The organism is Mycolicibacterium sphagni (assembly GCF_002250655.1).
GTDB classification, from domain to species: domain Bacteria; phylum Actinomycetota; class Actinomycetes; order Mycobacteriales; family Mycobacteriaceae; genus Mycobacterium; species Mycobacterium sphagni.
On record NZ_NOZR01000004.1, the window covers coordinates 308,704 to 326,623 of the forward strand.

The window sequence follows — 17,920 nt, forward strand, 5'->3', positions numbered from 1 at the left end:
TCCGATAGTAGTCGTCAGCCTGCGCCGGGCTGCCCCGGGAACGCCGGACGGTGAGTCGGACGGACGCTGATCTGCGGCGGTCTGGTCTGCGGTGTGGTCACGTTGGGCCGGCTATTGTTCTGCGGATATTGCGGATATTGCGGCCGCCAGGTGCCCTGAGTCTGCGCCGACGGCGGGCTCTCCGGTGGAGGCGGTGGCGGCGGCGGTTCGGGCGCCTCCGAGCTGGTCAGATCAGTGGTGGTCGGGGTGCTCGTCACGGTCGCCGATGGCGTGTCCTTGGCTCGACCGGCGTCGTCGGAGTTCAGCGACACCAGCAGGACCGCCGCTACCACGATCGCGACCACCGCGGCGCCGATGGCGCCGATGGCGAGGGTCGCCTGCTTTTTCCGGTACCACGGCCGCTCCGGGAACCAGAAAGCGTCGGGGGCGAACGGGTCGAAACCCTCGTCCAGGGCGACCACGCGCAGGGCGGGGTCGGTCGGCGGCTCCGGGTCGTCGTCGTGGGGTGCCGGGGCGTCGGCCACCGGCGCCGACCCTGGATAGGGCTGGTCCGGATAGGGGCCGAAGGGATCGCCATAGGCAACGGGCGATGCAGTCTCGTCGACATCCCCGACGGGGTCGTGCTTCGCCATGGCTATCAATGCTAATGGCGTTGCCAGGGCAGATGGAGCTTTCCGCAATCAGGCGAGTTGGCGGACGACCTCGGAGGCGAACAATTCCACGTGGTCCAGGTCGGACAGATCGAGCAGCTGCAGGTACACCCGTTGCACCCCGGCATCGATGAAAGGTCCCAACTGGTCGACGATTTCGGCCGGCGTGCCGGCCAGTGGGGTGTTGGTGCGCAGCTCGTCGACCTCTCGCGAGATGGCCTGCGCGCGGCGGCGGATCTCGGCATCGTCGCGACCCGCGCAGACCACGAAAGCCGCCGAGTAGACGATGTCGTCGGGTGCGCGGCCGGCTTCCTGCAGCGCCGCGCGGACCCGGCCGATCTGAGGGGCCACGAAATCCAGGGATGGGAACGCGAGGTTGAACTCGGCGGCGAACCGCGCGGCCAGCGCCGGGGTGCGCTTGGCGCCATTGCCGCCGATGATGATCGGCGGGTGCGGATCCTGCACCGGTTTGGGAAGAGCGGGGGAGTCCTTGACTGTGTAGTGCTTGCCGTCGTAGTCGAAGGTCTGACCTGCGGGAGTGCCCCACAGCCCGGTGATGATGTCGAGCTGTTCGCGCAGGCGCTCGAACCGCTCGCCCAGCGGCGGGAACGGGATCGCGTAGGCGAGATGTTCCTCGTCGAACCAGCCGGCTCCGATCCCGAAGTCGACCCGGCCCGAGCTCATCGCGTCCACCTGCGCTACCGAGATCGCCAGCGGCCCCGGATGGCGGAACGTCGCGGAGGTGACCAGTGTGCCCAGCCGGATGGTGGAGGTCTCGCGGGCGATGCCGGCCAGCGTCACCCAGGAGTCGGTCGGGCCCGGCAAGCCGTCACCGCTCATGGCCAGATAGTGGTCGGAGCGGAAAAATGCTGAGTAGCCCAGAGATTCGGCGGCCTGAGCCACCGCGAGCTGGTCGGCGTAGCTGGCGCCCTGCTGAGGTTCGACGAAGACACGGAAATCCATGTCGCCAGCTTAGAAAACCTTGGCCCCTTCGGTGCTGATGAACAATCCGTGGCCGGTGGCGTCGTTGGTGAACTTGGTTCCGTCGCTGCTGGCGTCGATTGTCCAGCCGACCGCGTGATAGGTCGCGTAATCCAGCGGGGTGGTCGGGATGTCGCCGAGGTTTCCGGCCACCCAGTGCATGGTGCCGCCGGCGGTCACCTGGACTCCGTTGGCGGGCTCGCCGTCGACGGTGGGCGGGTTGGTGAAGTCCGATTCGCAACCGACCGACTGCGCATTGATCTGGCAGCGGGTCTGGCCCGACTTGGTTTCGATGTAGACGTAGCCGCTGTCGCTGGGCGGCAGCGTCTGGCCGCCCGGGGTGGGCGGCGGGGTCGCCGAGGTGGTGGGCGTCGGAGTGGCTGACGACGTCGGCGGTGACACGGTCGGCCTGCTGGTGGGGAAGCTGGGCTCGACAACGGGTCCGCAGCCGCCGCGACACCTGGCCGCTCCGTCGACAGTGGAGCTGCACCCGGCGGCCGCGGCACCGGCTAGCACCAGCCACACCACCGCCACACCGGCCCTCATGCCGTTGGATATCCGCACGCCGAAACTCCTGCCGTCGTCTGTCAGGGTACGCATTCAGTGACGGAAGTGACTCAAGTGACTCGCGGGATGGGGCCGATGCGCATCCGGCGAACCACCGATCCGACGACGGCGATCGCGTTAGATTCGACGCCTCACCGAGGGGAGGCGCGACATGACAGACACCGGCGGACTGCTATTCAATCCGAACACCTACGACCCGCGGCAGTTCGATCCAGGCACGCGGCGCCAGCTGCAGGCGCTGATCGCCTACTTCGAGGAGCGCGGCAAGACGCGGCTGCTGCAGGACGATCTAGACGCTGTCTGGGTGGCGGACTTCCTGGAATTCATCAAGCGGGAGCGGATCTTCGCGACGTTCCTCACCCCGTCCGACTTCGGCGTCGGCGACGACAACAAGCGTTGGGACACCTCCCGAAACGCCGCGCTCAGCGAGATCCTGGGCTTCTACGGCCTGGCGTACTGGTACGCCGAACAGGTCACCATCCTGGGCCTCGGCCCGATCTGGCAGAGCGACAACATCAAGGCCAAAGAACGAGCCGCCGAGCAGCTGGAAGCGGGCGGGGTGATGGCTTTCGGCCTCTCCGAACGTGAGCACGGCGCCGACATCTACAACACCGACATGATCCTGACACCGGCCGAGCGCGACGACGAGGGTGTCGTCTTCCGTGCGACGGGACAGAAGTACTACATCGGCAACGGCAACGTCGCGGGCATGGTGTCGGTGTTCTCCCGCCGGGCCGACGTCGAGGGACCCGACGGTTACGTGTGGTTCGTGGCCGATAGTGCACACCCTGCCTACGAGCTGATCGGCAATGTGGTGCACGGCCAGATGTTCGTGAGTAATTTTGCGCTGCACGACTATCCGGTTCGCGAGGAAGACATCCTGAGCACCGGAACCGAGGCGTTCTCGGCGGCGCTCAACACCGTCAACATCGGCAAGTTCAACTTGTGCACCGCCTCGATCGGGATGTGCGAGCACGCGTTCTACGAGGCGATCACCCACGCCAACAACCGCATCCTGTACGGCAATCCGGTCACCGACTTCCCGCACGTGCGCTCCAGCTTCGTCGACGCCTACGCCAGGCTGGTGGCGATGAAACTGTTCAGCGACCGCGCGATCGACTACTTCCGCAGCGCGAGCCTCGACGATCGCCGGTATCTGCTGTTCAACCCGGTGACCAAGTCCAAGGTGACCTCGGAAGGTGAAACGGTGGTGAGAATCCTCTGGGATGTGCTGGCCGCCAAGGGCTTCGAACGCGATACCTACTTCTCCGAAGTCCGTCAGCTGATCGGTGCGCTGCCACGGCTGGAGGGCACCGTGCACGTCAACGTCGCGCAGATCCTCAAGTTCATGCCCAACTACCTGTTCAACCCCGGGTCCGGCCCTGACGTCGGAACCCGCGACGACCCGGCGGACGACCTGTTCTTCTGGGGGCAGGGTCCGGCCAGGGGTGCGTCGCAGGTGCAGTTCGCCGACTGGGTTCCGGTGTTCGAGAAGGCTTCGGCGATACCGAATGTCGCACGCTTCGCTGAACAGGCGCGAGCGCTTCAGGCGCTACTGGCCAGCGCCGCACCCGATGCCGAGCAGCAGCGCGACCTCGACTTCATGCTCGTCGTCGGACACCTGTTCACCCTGGTGGTCTACGGCCAGCTGATTCTCGAACAGGCCGAATTGCGGGGAATCGACAACGATGTGGTGGACCAGATCTTCGACGTTGTGGTGCGGGACTTCTCCGGCTACGCGGTGGCCCTGCACGGCAAATCGAGTTCGACTCCGGCGCAGCAGGAATGGGCGCTGTCCGCGGTACGCAAACCGGTGACCGATTCGGATCGTTTCGACCGGGTGTGGCAGCAGGTGAGGGCCTACGACGGCGCCTACGCGATGCGGCCCTAGCAGGGTCACCGAACTGTCACCGCCGCGGTGAACGTCCAGGAATCCTTGGCACCGCCCGGCCAGGGCTGGCTGTAACTGGTCAACAGCAAGGCGGTGCCGGCCTTGAGCGCCTGGAAGGTCCAGGTTTCGGTGCCTGCACTGCCCGGCGGGCTGACACCGGAGGGGCCGGCATAGAGATGGTCGCGCTGCACCATGACGGCAGGGTCGCTGATCTGAGCTTGGGCGGACCATTGATAGCCCGTGGATGCGTTGGACGCCAAGATGATCCGTAACTTGTCGCCGACGCCAAGGCCCACGTTCTGGTTGATCTGCTTCTTGTTGAGCAGATCGTCGTAAGACACCTCGATGCTCGTGGTCCGGGGCGGCCTCTTGACGTCGGTGCAGCCGGCCAGCGTCAGAACCAGCGCCAGCAGTGCGATCGTCCGCGGCGTCATTGCTTGAACCCTCTGAACCGGCGCAGATAGGCCGGCAGCCGCCAGAACGGCACCGACTTCGGCCAGTCGCCGGCGCGAAAGTAGGCATCGGACCCACCGTCGACGAAAACGACACTACCGCAGAGGAAGTCGGCCGCGTCAGACAGCATGAACACCACCCAGTCGGCCAGCTTCCCGGCGTCGCCGAATCCGCCGATCGGCACCGGGAAGGAATGAATGGCCTTGGCCTCGGCCGGGGTGGACAGCTGCTTCTCCAGCAGCGGGGTCAGGATCGCGCCCGGGGCGAGGGCGTTCAGCCGGATGCCCGCCCCCGCCCAGTTGCGGGTGACTGCGCGGCTCCGGACCCAGCGGCTGACCGCGAGCTTCGATGCCCCGTAGGCCATCGACGATGCCGCGGGGCCGAAGAGCCGAAGCGTCCGCACCGCCTTCTCACCGTCGCCGTCCAGTAGTGCGCGGATGACCCGGCCCGGTATCGCCGGAATGGTGGTGGTCGAATTGCTGGAAAAAACCACAACTTTCGCGCGATCGGCGGCGGCCAGCGCTGGCTGCCACGCCTGTAGGAGCTCCACCACGCCGAAATAGTTGACTTCGGTGATCAGTGTCGGCTGTTCGCGCCCCGGGGTGGGTCCGAGCCCGGCGGCGAGCACCGCGCCATCGAGGCGCCCGCCACAGGCGCTGAGCACGGCGTCGACCGCCGCCCGGCGGCCGGCCGGCGTCGACAGGTCGGCCACCACGTCGGCCGGCTGGATGTCGACGCCGATGACAGTGTGGCCGTTGGCCCGCAGCCGTGCCGCAGTTGCCCATCCCATGCCCGATGCCGAGCCGGTGACGACGTAGGTACCCATCGAGCGAGTATGTCCTACCGCCACCAGGCGCTTCCAGCTATCGCTCAGTTGTGTCACAGAATAGGGGACCCGAGGACCGCACTCCGGGGAGCTCCGCAGGGATCGGCGTACTCTCCGAGCGTGGACGTCGACGTCATGACCACCGCCCTGCCGCTGGGACAGATCGGCACCCTCGCGGGGCGGACGCTGGCCGCGGGTTTTTCGGGAATGCTCTTCACCGAGACCGGCCGGACCCCCTACCTCAACGCCGCGGTGGCCTCACAGGCTGCGCCGGGCCTGGAGCTGTCGACCGGTGTCGCCGTTGCGTTTCCGCGCAGCCCGTTCATCACGGCCGCCACGGCGTGGGAACTTCAGGAGTCGACCGGCGGACATTTCCGGCTGGGTCTGGGCACCCAGGTCCGCACACATGTGACGCGGCGATACGGCATGCCGTTCGAACACCCGGGTCCGCGGTTGCGCGACTATGTCTTGGCTGTCAAAGCGTGCTTCACCGCATTTCGGACCGGAACCCTCGATCACCACGGTGAGTTTTACAACCTCGACTTCATCACCCCGCAGTGGAGCGCCGGACCCATCGACGCACCCGACCCGAAGGTCGACGTCGCCGCAGTCAACCCGTGGATGCTGCGGATGGCTGGTGAAGTGGCCGACGGCGTGCACGTCCACCCGATCGGTGAGCCAGGGTATATCGCACGCCACGTGGTGCCGAAAGTTGCTGAGGGAGCGGCAAAGTCGGGGCGTTCGCCATCCGATATCGCCTTGATCGTGCCGGTGATGACCGTGGTCGGCGACTCCGAAGAAGAGCGCGCGGCCGAGCGTGAGCGGGTGCGGTTCTCGATGAGCTTCTACGGCAGCACACCCAACTACGCCTTCATCTGGGATGAGGCGGGCTTCGAAGGGACCACCGCCCGCATTCGGGAAAAGCAGAAAGCCGGTGATCTCGCCGGAATGGCTGCGCAGATCACCGACGAGCACATCGCCACCTTCGCGACCGAGTCCACCTGGGACGGGCTGGCCGCCGCGCTCGCGGCGAAATACCAGGGGATCGCGGCCCGCGTCGTGCTGTACAACGCGCTCGGTGACGAGGAGCGGTTCGAGCGCTACGGCGAGGTGGCGCGCCAGCTTTCGCAGAGCGCCGCGCGGTAGCGTGGACAGAGCGGTAGCCTGCGCATCGTGGACGGGTCCGTGAGCACTCACCTGGCCGTCCTCGCGACCCTCGCGCTGGCTCTGCTGTTCAGTCCGGAGACCCTGGTCCTGGGATTGGTTGTCGCCAGCGACAAGAAAGTGCCCCGTCAGGCCACACTGGCCTTTTCGGCCGGCGCGGTCGCCGGTATCGCATTCGCCACCGGTGTCGGGGTGGGAATCGCCGCCCTGGTCGGTGTCAGGAGCGGGACGGCCGATCACGCGTCCTGGCCCGGCTTTGTCGTGCGACTCCTGATCGCCCTCGCTCTGCTGGCGATCGGTGTACGCAGGGCGCTCGGCGCAATCCGGCACAAGCCGATCGCTGACGTATCCAAGCCGCAACGGGCGCCGGGTAAACTGCGGACCCGGCTCGTGCAGCGGTTTCCCGGGCTGGACCTGAAGGCTGATCTGCCTGCCCGCCAACGTATTACCCGCGCCGGGCTGGCCGGCTTCGCGATCTGCGGACTGCACCCGAAAGTCTTCCCGATCGCCATTGCCGCCGGGCATCAGATCCTGGAGATCTCGGGTCGGGGTGAACGCGCACTCGATGCCGTCGTGTTCGCCGTGATCGCTGTGATTCCAGCGGTGGCGCCGACTGTGATCGAGATAGTGTGGCCGGGCGCCGCGGGCCGTATCAAGGAGGGCTACGAACGCGTCATGAAGGTGCACGGCCGCTGGATCGTCGCGGTACTCCTACTGGTAGCCGCCGCCTTCGTCGGCCACGGTGCCTTCGTCCACATGCCGAACCACTGATCGCATGACCCTGACTACCGGAACTGATTCGGTCCGCCTCGGCGGGCTGCTCAGTGGCGTGCTATTGACTCAGATCGTCAACAGTGCCGTGCATCTGGCCCAGCCGCTGCTGGTCGCGGACATGTCCGGATCGCTGGGCAGCGCCGCGTTCTTCTCCGCATTCGGTACCGGGGTTCACATGCTCGGCACCTACCTCGGCGGCTGGCCGACGGATCGCTGGGGCGCCCGACTCGTACTCGCGTTCTCGACGCTTGTGCGCGGCGTGGTCCTGGCCGGCATTCCGATCGCTATGGTCTTCGGGTTCGCCAGCCTGCCCTTGGTGATGGGCTGCTACACCCTCGAAGCGTTGGTCCGCGGGTACGTCGACACTGCGGTGCACACCGTGCCGCTCGAAATGGTCGGGCATCGCCGCGATCTGCTGGACCGGATCAACTCGCGCTACGAGCTGGCCTTCGAGGTGGGCGCGGTGGCCGGACCGCTGATGCTCGGTGGTCTCATGGCCTGGACCGCCGGCATCGTCCCGCACATCGTCATCCCGATCGGGTTCGCTATCTCGGCAGGGCTGTACCTGCTGATCCCCAAACGAGTGCAGAGCGAGGCCGACGCGGGCGTCAAGCCGCATGGCGGATCCTGGGCGGGGATCAAATACATTGTCGCCCATCCGTATCTGCTGCTGGTCGTCGTCGGGCTGATGGTGTTCCACCTCTACGAGTTACGCAAGATTCTCAGCGCGTTCTTCGCCAAGGGGTTGCTTCACCATCCGGCTGTCGTCGGCCACATCGGGGCTGCCTTCGCGCTGGGCGGGGTAGCCGGAGCACTGCTGTATTCGGTGACTCGGCACCGGAAATCGGGAATCGGCTGGGTGGTCGGCGGCGCGCTGGGGACTGTGGCGCTGGCGGTGGGCTGGATGCCGGTGAACCTGGCGATCATGATGGCTGCGGCTTTCGTGTTCGGTGTCGGCAACGTCTGCGCCCGGCTGGTCCTTACCCGCTGGCGCCAGGAACTGACCCCGCTCGAGCACGCCGGTGGCGTGACCGCCGCGTCGGAGTTCGGCCGCACCGCGGTGTCGGTGGGTATCAACAGCGCTGTGGGCGGTGCCTTCTCGTCCAGCGGCACCCCATACGGCGCATTCGGGATCGTCGGCGGCATGCTGGGGATCTTCGCTGTCGCGCAGTTGGCGCTGGCGCGGATGTACGCCCGAAAGGGCGATCCGCAGCTGTAGGCCTACACCGTCCCTACGGTGACGGTCGCGGGATCCACAGTCGGCAGCGACAGTTCCATGCTTGTCACGGTGAGCGAACCCAGGTCCCCGACGGCTCGGTACGAGGCCGACGATGAGAACAACTGCACGGTGACTTTCTGGCCGGGCTTGAGCGTCTGCGCGACCATCTCCAGATCGACGCTCGCCGTCTGCTCGGTTCCGTTCAGCGTCACGGAAATCGGGGTGACCTGGTTGCCCAGCACCTGGCCGGTGGAGTTGTCGACGAGCTGGGCGTAGAGGTGGTCCCCGCTGCCGGTGCCGGAGTAGGTGAAGGTCAGGTGCGGCGCACCGACCACATAGGTGGTCGTGGTGACGGCCGGCGTGGTGAGGTTCAGTGCGTTGATCGCCCGTGACGAACCGATGGGCAACACGCCGAACAGCCCACCGGCCCCGACGAACGGCACCATCGTCAGGGTCCGGGTTTTGGTGCTGGTCGCGACGACCGGGTCGCTGGGCGTCAGGTCGTAGGAAGTCGACGAAAGATGTTGGCCCCGTTGGTCGACCCACTCGAACTGCGGGCCCGTCGAGACGGACTGGTCGCCTTTCACGTAGCGGTTGAGCCATTCGATGGTGCGCTGCTCGATCAGCGTGCCGCCGGTGTTGAACAGATCGTTGGTGCACACGCCGTGCCCACCGCAGAACCACAGCACCTTGGTGTCGACGCCGTTGTCGATGAGCGCCTGGGCGTTGGCGTTCGCCTCCTGCAGGGTGAAGAGCGTGTCGACGGTGCCCTCGATTAACAGTGTGGGGGCGGTGATCTGGTCGATCAGGTTGTCGGGAAGTCCAGGGCCGCTTGCGGCCAGCAGGTTCTGGTCTGCCTGCGTCAGCATCCCGGTCAGGTCGCCGTAGATGGTGGCGGGAATGATCTTCGGGTTCGTGCGGGCCAACGTGGCGACCAGCACCGCGGCCAGGATCGTACCCCAGCCGCTCTTGAACGAATCCGATTTGTAGAGCGCGGTGGTGAGGCTGTTCCACGCGATGGTCGGCACGATCGCGTCGATTCGGTGATCGGTTGCCGCCGCGACCAACTGGATGCCGCCGCCGTAGGAGGCGCCCACCATGCCGATTTTGGGATCGAGGTTGGCGGGATCGCCGTCGAGCTCGACCTCCGGCTGGGTGGCCAGCCAGCTGATGATCGCCGAGACGTCCTTTGCCTCATAGTCCGGCGAGTCGATCTGCAGGGTGCCGCCCGAGCTGTATTCGCCGCGTGGGTCCCAGGTGACGACGTTGTACCCGGCATTGCGCAGGTCCAGGATGCTCGGCATACCCAGGGCGTTGGTGAGCACACCGTCCAGGAAGCTGCCGTCGATGCTGGTCTGGCCGGGCATCCCCAGTCCTGGGCCGTCCAAGATGGTCGGGGCCTGTTGACCGTTCTGCAGGCCGGTGGCCGGCATGAAGTGGACGTAGATCTCGGTGCCGTCGAACGACACCACCTTGACGTCGCGCGGCTGCGCGGCGTTGGGCGATGAGCCGGGCTGCACGGGGTAGCCGAAGAGGGGATGCAGAAGGTCCCCGAAGACCGGGATCTGGTGGATGAACGCCACGATCGGGGTGAACAGGACCGGTCCGAGGATGGGGATGTGCTGCAGGAACGCCAGCGGCGGCGTCTGCGGGATGGCGACGACGGCTGTGGGGGTGGCCGACTCGACGGCGGCGGTGACCTGAGTCGCGGGCGCGACGAGCGTGCGCTGGGTCGGGGGCACCGGCTCCCGGCGGGATGCCGCCGCCAGCGCCAGCGTGACCGGGTTGTCGGCGGGGGTCGCCGGACTGTCATCGACCGGCGAAGGCGCTTTGGTGACCACACCTGTCGCGCCGACCCGGATCAAGGCGGCGGGCCGAAGGGCTACCGGCTGCGCGAGCTTGCTCGCCGCAGCCGAAACGGTCGTGGTTCGCGCGGCCGGTGTGGTGCGGGCCGAGCCGGCGTGAGGGGCCGTGGACGAGGACGACGAATCCGACGGGGCGGCTGCGGCATCTCCCGCTCCGGAAACGATCGCGACCCCGATCCCCAGCGCTACCGCTAACCCACCGACCCGACCCACATGCGCCGCTGCACCCATTTGTCTATAGGTAGCGTGGCCTGCCCGATGTGTCTGGCAGTTGGTCCAAGTTGCGGTCAAACTCTGACGGTGTCGTCAAAAACCGGCATCACTCGTGCTGAGCAACTCAACGCTGGACGGTTTCAGATATCGAGCGCGCCGGTCGCCACGCCAGGGCACCAAGGAGAAGCCCGACGAACGGCACGGCCGCCAGCACCGTGCTGAGCGTCGCGCTGCCGCCCGTGACGAGCGTGAAGTTCGTCAGCACCAGCCACATGCTGGCCAGCAAGCCGAGGCAAGCCAGCGCCGGCGCGATGCGCGTCTGCCAGATGCGTCCGCCGGCCTGTTCGCGGTGGCGCGCGAAATAGGTCAGGACCGCGACGGACGTGGCGAGCATCAGCAGCACCATACCGACGGTCGCCACTCCGGCCATCGAACCGAATACGCCGACGAGGGGGTCGATCCCCAGGATGACGAGGACGCCCAGGATCACCGCAGCCGTGACGGTCTGCACCAGCGAGGAGAACGCTGGGGAGTGATGCCGCGGGTGCACTGTCGCGAGCCGGTCGGGAAGCAATCCCTTTCCGGCGAGCACGAACTGGTAGCGGGCGATGACGTTGTGAAATGACAGCACGCAGGCGAAGAGGCTGGTCAGCAGCAAGACGTTGACGACGTCCCGACCGAGGCGGCCAAGGCTTGCCTCGGTCGTGTCCAACAACATGTTGCCGTCACCGGCGAGGGTGCGCTGCGCGACGGCGGCGACCTGGTCCGGACCCAGCGCGACGACGAAGGCCCAACAGGTCAGCGCATAGAAGGCGCCGATGATGAGGACGGCCGCGTACGTCGCCCGGGGGATGGTCCGCTCCGGGTCGCGGGCCTCGTCGCGGAATACCGCGGTGGCCTCGAAGCCGATGAAACCGGTGAGTGCGAAAAGAACGGCGATGCCCAGTGCGCCGTGGGTGAAGACGTCGGGCTGGAACGGCGCCAGGGTGAGGCCCGCCGGGCCGGGGCTCGAGACGATGGCGAGGTCGAGCAGCACGACGATGCCGATCTCGAGGACGAGGGCGACGCCGAGGACCTTGGCGCTGAGCTCGATGTGTCGGTACCCCAGCAGGGCCACGATCAGAAGAACGGCGAATGAGTAGATGGGCCAGGGGATTTCAGGTCCGTGGTAGAAGCCGACGGTGTTGGCCATAGCCCATCCGATGTAGCCGTAGATTCCCACCTGGATGGCGGTGTAGGTGATGAGGGCGACCACTGCCACCCCCTTGCCCATGCGCTGGCCCAGGCCGACGGTCACGTAGGAGAAGAAGGCGCCGGCCTCGGGTACATACGGCGTCATGGTCACGAAACCGATGCTGAAGAGCAGCAGCACCAGTGCCGCGATCAGGAAGCCCACCGGAGCACCCGCCCCGTTTCCGATGCCCATCGCCAACGGCATGTTGCCCCCGATGACCGTCAATGGCGCGGCCGCCGCGATGACCATGAAGACGATGCCGGCGGTACCGAGCCTTCCGGTCAGTCGGCGCCCTTGTGCTGGGATCGTTCGTTCTGTCATCGGGGCTCCTATGATCGACGGATCGGTTGCTGGGTCGGCGTGAGTGAATCGCGAAACAGGTTGTGGTCGAGCGCATGTGCGGTCATGCCGCGGTGACCGGTCATCGTGGTGGCGGAGGTCAACGCGTTCACGATCGCCTCTTCGGTCGCTTCGATCGTCAGATCGAAGAGGCGGGTCATCAGCTGCGGTGCGACCATCCGCAGTGGTATTTCGGCCGTCGCGGTGGCCACGTCTTCGTCCCAGGCGTAGGGCGGAATGCCACGGTTACCCGTGGCGAACGCCAGCATCAGGTCGCCGCTGTACTGTTCGCCGCTACCGCCCAGTCGGCCGACGGCGAGTGCTGACCGTTGCGCCAGGCGGGTGCATTGGTGGGGTAGCAGGGGCGCATCGGTTGCGACGATGACGATGATCGAGCCCGAACCCGCCTCATACCGCGGCGAGACCTCGGGCAGGGGCACCTTGTCGGGCCCGATCATTTCGCCCACGGGTACGCCGTTGACGCGGAGCCGTTCGCGTCGGCCATGATTGGCCTGCACCAGCACGCCCACGGTGTAGCGGCCCGCGGTGGTCTCGGTGACCCGCGACGAGGTGCCGATACCCCCCTTGAAGCCGTGGCAGATCATCCCGGTTCCGCCGCCGACATTGCCCTCCGCGACAGGACCGCCGCGTGCGGAGTCCAGCGCGGACCGCACGTGTTCGGGGCGCACGTGGTGGCCGTTGATGTCGTTGAGAACACCGTCGTAGGTCTCGCCGACGACCGGGAGCGACCAATAAAGCCCCTCGCCACGGACACTGACCTGTGCGGAGACCAATTCGTCGCGGACGACTCCGACGCTGTGGGTGTTGGTCAGGGCGATGGCTGACGTGAGCTCACCCGATTCGCGAATCCATTCCAGGCCGGTGAACTCGCCGCTGCCATTGAGTCGGTGTGCCCCCGCGAAGATGGGCTGGGTCCAGATGTCGTCGTGCGGGATGACGACGGTCACCCCGGTGTGGACGGCGGGCGGGCCCACCTGGTCCAACGTGGTGTGTCCGACACGCACCCCGGAGACGTCGGTGATGGCGTTGTTCGGCCCGGTGGGATGTTCACCGACGACGACGCCGAGATCTCTCGCGCGCACGCAATCCTCCAGATCAACGAGTTTTTTTCCAAGTTGGAAAAGAATGCGCGCCGAGTGCGGTTTTCGCAAGGGAAAGCCGAAACTGGTTCCGGTGTCTGCACGGTGCCGGGTACTGTCGCCGCATCAGGAGCCCGAACGGCTGGACTGGCAAGAGGAAGCAGACGACCGGTGGCACGGCCTAGCCGACGAGTGGAACGACGCGGTGAAATCCTCGATGCTGCAATCGCTTTGATCGAACGCCACGATTTGGCGAGCCTCAAGATCGCCGACGTGGCTGCGGAGCTCGGGCTGACGGCCAATGCGGTTCGCTACTACTTCAAGGACATGGATCGGCTGTTATCGGAGTTGGCCCTGCGGTCCGATGTCCGCTTCTACGACGAGCGGCTTGCAGTGGTCGAGCGCACCGATGACGCCCCCACGCAGCTGGCGTTGACCATCGCCGCGGGGCTTCCGACCGGGCCGGAGGATGCCGAATGGCGGTCGATCTGGCGGGCGGTGCTGGCCGCAGGCTTCGAGCTGGACCAACGTCGCGACGTACAGGGGATATATCACCGGCAGGTGGATCTCTATGCCCGAGTGTTGACCGACGGCGAGCGGGCCGGCGTGTTTCGACTCGGGTCGCCTGCCCGCGATATCGCGATGACGTTGATGTCGTTGGAGGACTACCTCGGATATCGCATCGTCGCGCGGGACCCGGCGCTCGACCGGCAGACGGCCTTGCGATTGATGCGGGAGTATGCCGAACTGGCGACTGGCGTGCGCCTGCCATCGACGGTGTGACGGGTGTGGCGGCAGTAGGTCCCCGGGAACAAATCGGAAACCCTCGCCGTTGACCGTCTCGACAACTTGAGTGAATAAGACTCAACTCTGGCTTGACAACCGCCCGTCGGCGGGAGCAAGCTTGAGCCTGGTTCGCTCAGATCCAAAGACGTAACTATCAGGAGGAATCTCATGGCTCGTGCGGTCGGTATCGACCTCGGGACCACCAACTCCGTCGTGGCGGTACTGGAGGGCGGCGACCCGGTCGTCGTCGCCAACTCCGAAGGTTCCCGCACTACGCCGTCGGTGGTCGCCTTTGCGCGCAACGGCGAAGTGTTGGTGGGCCAGCCCGCCAAGAACCAGGCAGTGACCAACGTCGACCGGACCATCCGTTCGGTGAAGCGGCACATGGGCACCGACTGGTCCGTCGAGATCGACGGTAAGGACTACACGGCGCAGGAAATCAGCGCCCGCGTGCTGATGAAGCTGAAGCGCGACGCCGAAAGCTACCTCGGCGAGGACATCGCCGACGCGGTCATCACCGTGCCCGCCTACTTCAACGACGCCCAGCGTCAGGCGACCAAGGAAGCCGGCCAGATCGCCGGCCTCAACGTGCTGCGCATCGTCAACGAACCGACTGCCGCCGCCCTGGCCTACGGCCTGGACAAAGGCAGCAAGGAACAGACCATCTTGGTCTTCGACCTCGGTGGCGGTACCTTCGACGTCTCCCTGCTGGAGATCGGCGACGGTGTCGTCGAGGTCCGCGCGACCTCGGGCGACAACCACCTCGGTGGCGACGACTGGGACGACCGGATCGTGGAATGGCTCGTCGACAAGTTCAAGGGCACCAGTGGCATCGACCTGACCAAGGACAAGATGGCCATGCAGCGGCTTCGTGAAGCCGCCGAGAAGGCCAAGATCGAGCTGAGTTCCAGCGGAAGCACCTCGATCAACCTGCCCTACATCACCGTTGACGCCGACAAGAACCCGCTGTTCCTCGACGAGCAGCTGACCCGCTCGGAGTTCCAGAAGATCACCCAGGATCTGCTCGACCGCACACGGCAGCCGTTCCAGCAGGTGATCAAGGACGCCGGCATCTCGGTGTCCGACATCGACCACGTGGTGCTCGTGGGTGGTTCCACCCGCATGCCCGCGGTGACCGATCTGGTCAAGGAACTCACCGGCGGCAAGGAGCCCAACAAGGGCGTCAACCCCGACGAAGTTGTAGCGGTGGGGGCGGCCTTGCAGGCCGGCGTGCTCAAGGGCGAGGTGAAAGACGTTCTGCTGCTTGACGTTACCCCGCTGAGCCTGGGTATCGAGACCAAGGGCGGCGTGATGACCAAGCTCATCGAGCGCAACACCACGATCCCGACCAAGCGGTCGGAGACCTTCACCACGGCCGACGACAACCAGCCGTCCGTGCAGATCCAGGTCTATCAGGGTGAGCGCGAGATCGCGGCGCACAACAAGCTGCTCGGCAGCTTCGAGCTGACCGGCATCCCGCCGGCACCGCGCGGTGTGCCCCAGATCGAGGTGACCTTCGACATCGACGCGAACGGCATCGTGCACGTCACCGCCAAGGACAAGGGCACCGGCAAGGAAAACACGATCAAGATCCAGGAAGGCTCCGGCCTTTCCAAGGAAGAGATCGACCGGATGATCAAGGACGCCGAGGCGCACGCCGAGGAAGACCGCAAGCGTCGCGAAGAGGCCGACGTCCGCAACCAGGCCGAGTCGCTGGTCTACCAGACGGAGAAGTTCGTCTCGGAGCAGCGCGGTGCTGAGGGCGGGTCGAAGGTCCCCGAGGACACCTTGACCAAGGTCGAATCCGCGATCGCGGACGCCAAGACGGCGCTCGCCGGTACTGACATCGGTGCGATCAAGTCCGCCATGGAGAAGCTGGGCCAGGAGTCGCAGGCTCTGGGCCAGGCCATCTATGAGGCCACGCAGGCCGACCAGGCTTCCGGCCCGACCGGTGGATCGTCCGACGACGATGTCGTCGACGCCGAGGTCGTTGACGACGATGATCAGGAGCGCAAGTGAGCGAAGGTCGCGAGGACGAACCGGTAACTGTCACCGACAAGCGCCGAATCGACCCCCTGACCGGAGAAGTTCGCGAGTCCTCCGGCCCGGCCCCCAGCGGGCCGGTGCCGGGGGCGGCGGACACCGGCGGGGAGCAGGCCGACAAGGTCGCCGAACTCACCGCCGATCTGCAGCGGGTACAGGCCGACTTCGCCAACTACCGCAAGCGTGCACTGCGCGACCAGCAGGTCGCCGGCGAGCGCGCCAAAGCCGCTGTGGTCAGCCAGCTGCTGACCGTGCTCGATGACCTCGACCGGGCCCGCAGCCACGGCGATCTGGAATCTGGCCCGCTGAAGTCGGTCGCCGACAAGCTCACGGCCGCACTGACCGGGCTGGGGCTGACGGCCTTCGGCGCCGAGGGCGACGAGTTCGACCCGTCACTGCACGAGGCTGTGCAGCATGAGGGCGAGGGCTCCAAGCCGGTGCTCGGCACCGTCATGCGGCAGGGCTACAAGCTCGGCGATCTGGTGCTGCGGACCGCGCTCGTCGGGGTGGTCGACACCGTCGACGACGGGTCCGTGGGACAAGCCGCGTCAGCCGACACGCCCGTCAACGGCGAGCAGAGCGGCGCGCAGAACGCAGAATCGAACTAACACGATGACGAATGGTGAGAGGAGGTGACGCGGCATGGTTCAACGCGAATGGGTTGAGAAGGACTTTTACAAAGTGCTCGGCGTCTCCTCCGACGCCAGCGAGGACGAGATCAAGCGGGTGGCCCGCAAGCTGCTCGCCGAGAACCACCCGGACCGCAACCCGGACGACGCCGCAGCCGACGACCGCTACAAGGAAGTCGGCGAGGCCAGGGATGTGCTGACCGACCCGGCCAAGCGCAAGGAGTACGACGAGACCCGCCGGATGTTCGCCGGTGGTGGCTTCGGCCGCCGCGGCAACGGCACCGGCAGTGGTTTCGGTGGATTCAGTGGCTACGGCGCCGACGGCGGCGAATTCAACCTGAACGACCTGTTCGACACCGCCGGCCAGACCGGCGGCACGAACATCGGCGACCTGTTCGGTGGCCTGTTCGGTCGCGGCGCTCCGCCGCGACCGAGCCGGCCGCGGCGCGGTAAGGATCTGGAGACCGAAACCGATCTCGACTTCCTGGAGGCGACCAAGGGTGTCGCCATGCCACTGCGGCTGACCAGCCCCGCCCCGTGTACGAATTGCCATGGCAGCGGCGCACGTCCGGGTACCAGCCCGAAGGTGTGCCCGAACTGCAATGGCTCCGGGGTGATCAACCGCAACCAGGGCGCGTTCGGGTTCTCCGAGCCGTGCACCGAATGCCGGGGCAGTGGCTCGATCATCGAGCACCCCTGCGACGAGTGCCATGGCACCGGGGTGACCACCCGGACCCGCACCATCAACGTGCGGATCCCACCGGGCGTCGAGGACGGTCAGCGCATTCGGCTGGCCGGCCAGGGCGAAGCCGGGCTGCGAGGAGCGCCGTCAGGCGACCTTTACGTCACCGTGCACGTGCGCCCCGACAAGGTTTTCGGCCGTGACGGCGACGACCTGACCGTGGCGGTTCCGGTGAGTTTCACCGAACTAGCCTTGGGCACAACACTTTCCGTTCCGACCCTGGAGGGTAAGGTTGGTGTTCGGGTGCCCAAGGGCACCGCGGACGGCCGGATCCTGCGGGTGCGCGGGCGCGGTGTGCCCAAGCGCGACGGCGGGCACGGCGACCTGCTGGTCACTGTCAAGGTGGCGGTGCCGCCCAACCTGGAGGGCCAGGCGCTGGAAGCGTTGGAGGCCTACGCGGCCGCCGAACGGACCAGCGGTTTCGACCCACGGGCGGGATGGGCG

At 66.5% G+C, this 17,920-nt stretch carries 17 protein-coding genes; 9 read left to right on the top strand and 8 right to left on the bottom strand.

Annotation, left to right across the window (positions count from 1 at the left end; all coding sequences use genetic code 11):
- Window positions 1-14 precede the first annotated feature (14 nt).
- From CG716_RS07085 to CG716_RS07095, 3 genes are read right to left on the bottom strand one after another with little or no spacing between them, the layout of a single operon-like run.
- Window positions 15-632, bottom strand: a complete 618-nt coding sequence (locus CG716_RS07085; protein ID WP_094477814.1) for a hypothetical protein — start codon at window positions 630-632, stop codon at window positions 15-17.
- A 48-nt stretch (window positions 633-680) separates the two neighbouring features.
- On the bottom strand, window positions 681-1,613 hold the full coding sequence (locus tag CG716_RS07090) for an LLM class F420-dependent oxidoreductase (RefSeq protein WP_094477816.1): 933 nt from the start codon (window positions 1,611-1,613) through the stop codon (window positions 681-683).
- Window positions 1,614-1,622: 9 nt separating this feature from the next.
- The gene (locus CG716_RS07095; protein WP_275988701.1) at window positions 1,623-2,231 is read right to left on the bottom strand and encodes a hypothetical protein; all 609 of its coding nucleotides are present in this window, start codon (window positions 2,229-2,231) and stop codon (window positions 1,623-1,625) included.
- 118 nt (window positions 2,232-2,349) lie between these two features.
- On the opposite strand from CG716_RS07095, the gene CG716_RS07100 reads away from it, so the two are divergent.
- Window positions 2,350-4,089: an acyl-CoA dehydrogenase family protein gene (locus CG716_RS07100; RefSeq protein ID WP_094477820.1), complete on the top strand. Its 1,740-nt coding sequence runs from the start codon at window positions 2,350-2,352 to the stop codon at window positions 4,087-4,089.
- Window positions 4,090-4,094: 5 nt separating this feature from the next.
- On the opposite strand, the gene CG716_RS07105 is transcribed toward CG716_RS07100, so the two are convergent.
- Both CG716_RS07105 and CG716_RS07110 read right to left on the bottom strand, forming a co-directional pair.
- Window positions 4,095-4,523 (bottom strand): protease inhibitor I42 family protein, encoded by a 429-nt coding sequence (locus CG716_RS07105; RefSeq protein ID WP_094477822.1) that lies wholly within the window; start codon window positions 4,521-4,523, stop codon window positions 4,095-4,097.
- Window positions 4,520-5,368 (bottom strand): SDR family oxidoreductase, encoded by an 849-nt coding sequence (locus CG716_RS07110; protein ID WP_094477824.1) that lies wholly within the window; start codon window positions 5,366-5,368, stop codon window positions 4,520-4,522. The genes CG716_RS07105 and CG716_RS07110 overlap by 4 nt, the downstream gene beginning before the upstream one ends.
- 120 nt (window positions 5,369-5,488) lie before the next feature.
- Between CG716_RS07110 and CG716_RS07115 the strand changes: the two genes are divergently transcribed.
- Genes CG716_RS07115 through CG716_RS07125 form a run of 3 tightly spaced genes read left to right on the top strand, consistent with a single transcriptional unit; the run spans window position 5,489 to window position 8,525 of the window.
- Window positions 5,489-6,514 (top strand): TIGR03617 family F420-dependent LLM class oxidoreductase, encoded by a 1,026-nt coding sequence (locus CG716_RS07115; protein WP_094477826.1) that lies wholly within the window; start codon window positions 5,489-5,491, stop codon window positions 6,512-6,514.
- A gap of 27 nt (window positions 6,515-6,541) precedes the next feature.
- A complete protein-coding gene (locus tag CG716_RS07120; protein WP_165774047.1) occupies window positions 6,542-7,303 on the top strand; it encodes a GAP family protein in 762 nt (253 codons plus the stop codon).
- A 4-nt stretch (window positions 7,304-7,307) separates the two neighbouring features.
- A complete protein-coding gene (locus CG716_RS07125) occupies window positions 7,308-8,525 on the top strand; it encodes an MFS transporter (RefSeq protein WP_094477829.1) in 1,218 nt (405 codons plus the stop codon).
- Between the two features lie 2 nt (window positions 8,526-8,527).
- Here the strand turns inward: CG716_RS07125 and CG716_RS07130 are convergent, their stop codons facing one another.
- The 3 genes from CG716_RS07130 to CG716_RS07140 all read right to left on the bottom strand — a co-directional run bounded on the left by CG716_RS07130 (window position 8,528) and on the right by CG716_RS07140 (window position 13,279).
- Complete coding sequence (locus CG716_RS07130) at window positions 8,528-10,621, bottom strand: alpha/beta hydrolase family protein (protein WP_094477831.1); 2,094 nt, start codon at window positions 10,619-10,621, stop codon at window positions 8,528-8,530.
- Window positions 10,622-10,727: 106 nt separating this feature from the next.
- Complete coding sequence (locus tag CG716_RS07135) at window positions 10,728-12,158, bottom strand: APC family permease (protein ID WP_094477833.1); 1,431 nt, start codon at window positions 12,156-12,158, stop codon at window positions 10,728-10,730.
- 8 nt (window positions 12,159-12,166) lie between these two features.
- The gene (locus tag CG716_RS07140; RefSeq protein WP_094477835.1) at window positions 12,167-13,279 is read right to left on the bottom strand and encodes a DmpA family aminopeptidase; all 1,113 of its coding nucleotides are present in this window, start codon (window positions 13,277-13,279) and stop codon (window positions 12,167-12,169) included.
- A 91-nt stretch (window positions 13,280-13,370) separates the two neighbouring features.
- Between CG716_RS07140 and CG716_RS30110 the strand changes: the two genes are divergently transcribed.
- The 5 genes from CG716_RS30110 to dnaJ all read left to right on the top strand — a co-directional run.
- Window positions 13,371-13,511, top strand: coding sequence for a hypothetical protein (locus tag CG716_RS30110; RefSeq protein WP_165774038.1), 141 nt, complete (start codon window positions 13,371-13,373; stop codon window positions 13,509-13,511).
- The gene (locus tag CG716_RS07145; RefSeq protein WP_165774048.1) at window positions 13,448-14,059 is read left to right on the top strand and encodes a TetR family transcriptional regulator; all 612 of its coding nucleotides are present in this window, start codon (window positions 13,448-13,450) and stop codon (window positions 14,057-14,059) included. Before CG716_RS30110 ends, CG716_RS07145 begins: the two co-directional genes overlap by 64 nt.
- Window positions 14,060-14,230: 171 nt before the next feature.
- Window positions 14,231-16,081: a molecular chaperone DnaK gene (gene dnaK / locus CG716_RS07150; protein WP_094477837.1), complete on the top strand. Its 1,851-nt coding sequence runs from the start codon at window positions 14,231-14,233 to the stop codon at window positions 16,079-16,081.
- Entirely contained in the window at window positions 16,078-16,713 is a 636-nt protein-coding gene (gene grpE, locus CG716_RS07155; protein ID WP_094477839.1) for a nucleotide exchange factor GrpE, read from the top strand. Before dnaK ends, grpE begins: the two co-directional genes overlap by 4 nt.
- A 34-nt stretch (window positions 16,714-16,747) precedes the next feature.
- A partial coding sequence (gene dnaJ, locus CG716_RS07160; protein ID WP_094477840.1) for a molecular chaperone DnaJ occupies window positions 16,748-17,920 on the top strand: 1,173 nt, incomplete at its 3' end.

Bases quoted from the DNA above. Each gene is read 5' to 3' on its own strand.
- CG716_RS07085 (WP_094477814.1), bottom strand. From the start codon at position 632: ATGGCGAAGCACGACCCCGTCGGGGATGTCGACGAGACTGCATCGCCC.
- CG716_RS07090 (WP_094477816.1), bottom strand. From the start codon at position 1,613: ATGGATTTCCGTGTCTTCGTCGAACCTCAGCAGGGCGCCAGCTACGCC.
- CG716_RS07095 (WP_275988701.1), bottom strand. From the start codon at position 2,231: ATGCGTACCCTGACAGACGACGGCAGGAGTTTCGGCGTGCGGATATCC.
- CG716_RS07100 (WP_094477820.1), top strand. From the start codon at position 2,350: ATGACAGACACCGGCGGACTGCTATTCAATCCGAACACCTACGACCCG.
- CG716_RS07105 (WP_094477822.1), bottom strand. From the start codon at position 4,523: ATGACGCCGCGGACGATCGCACTGCTGGCGCTGGTTCTGACGCTGGCC.
- CG716_RS07110 (WP_094477824.1), bottom strand. From the start codon at position 5,368: ATGGGTACCTACGTCGTCACCGGCTCGGCATCGGGCATGGGATGGGCA.
- CG716_RS07125 (WP_094477829.1), top strand. From the start codon at position 7,308: ATGACCCTGACTACCGGAACTGATTCGGTCCGCCTCGGCGGGCTGCTC.
- CG716_RS07130 (WP_094477831.1), bottom strand. From the start codon at position 10,621: ATGGGTGCAGCGGCGCATGTGGGTCGGGTCGGTGGGTTAGCGGTAGCG.
- CG716_RS07135 (WP_094477833.1), bottom strand. From the start codon at position 12,158: ATGACAGAACGAACGATCCCAGCACAAGGGCGCCGACTGACCGGAAGG.
- dnaK (WP_094477837.1), top strand. From the start codon at position 14,231: ATGGCTCGTGCGGTCGGTATCGACCTCGGGACCACCAACTCCGTCGTG.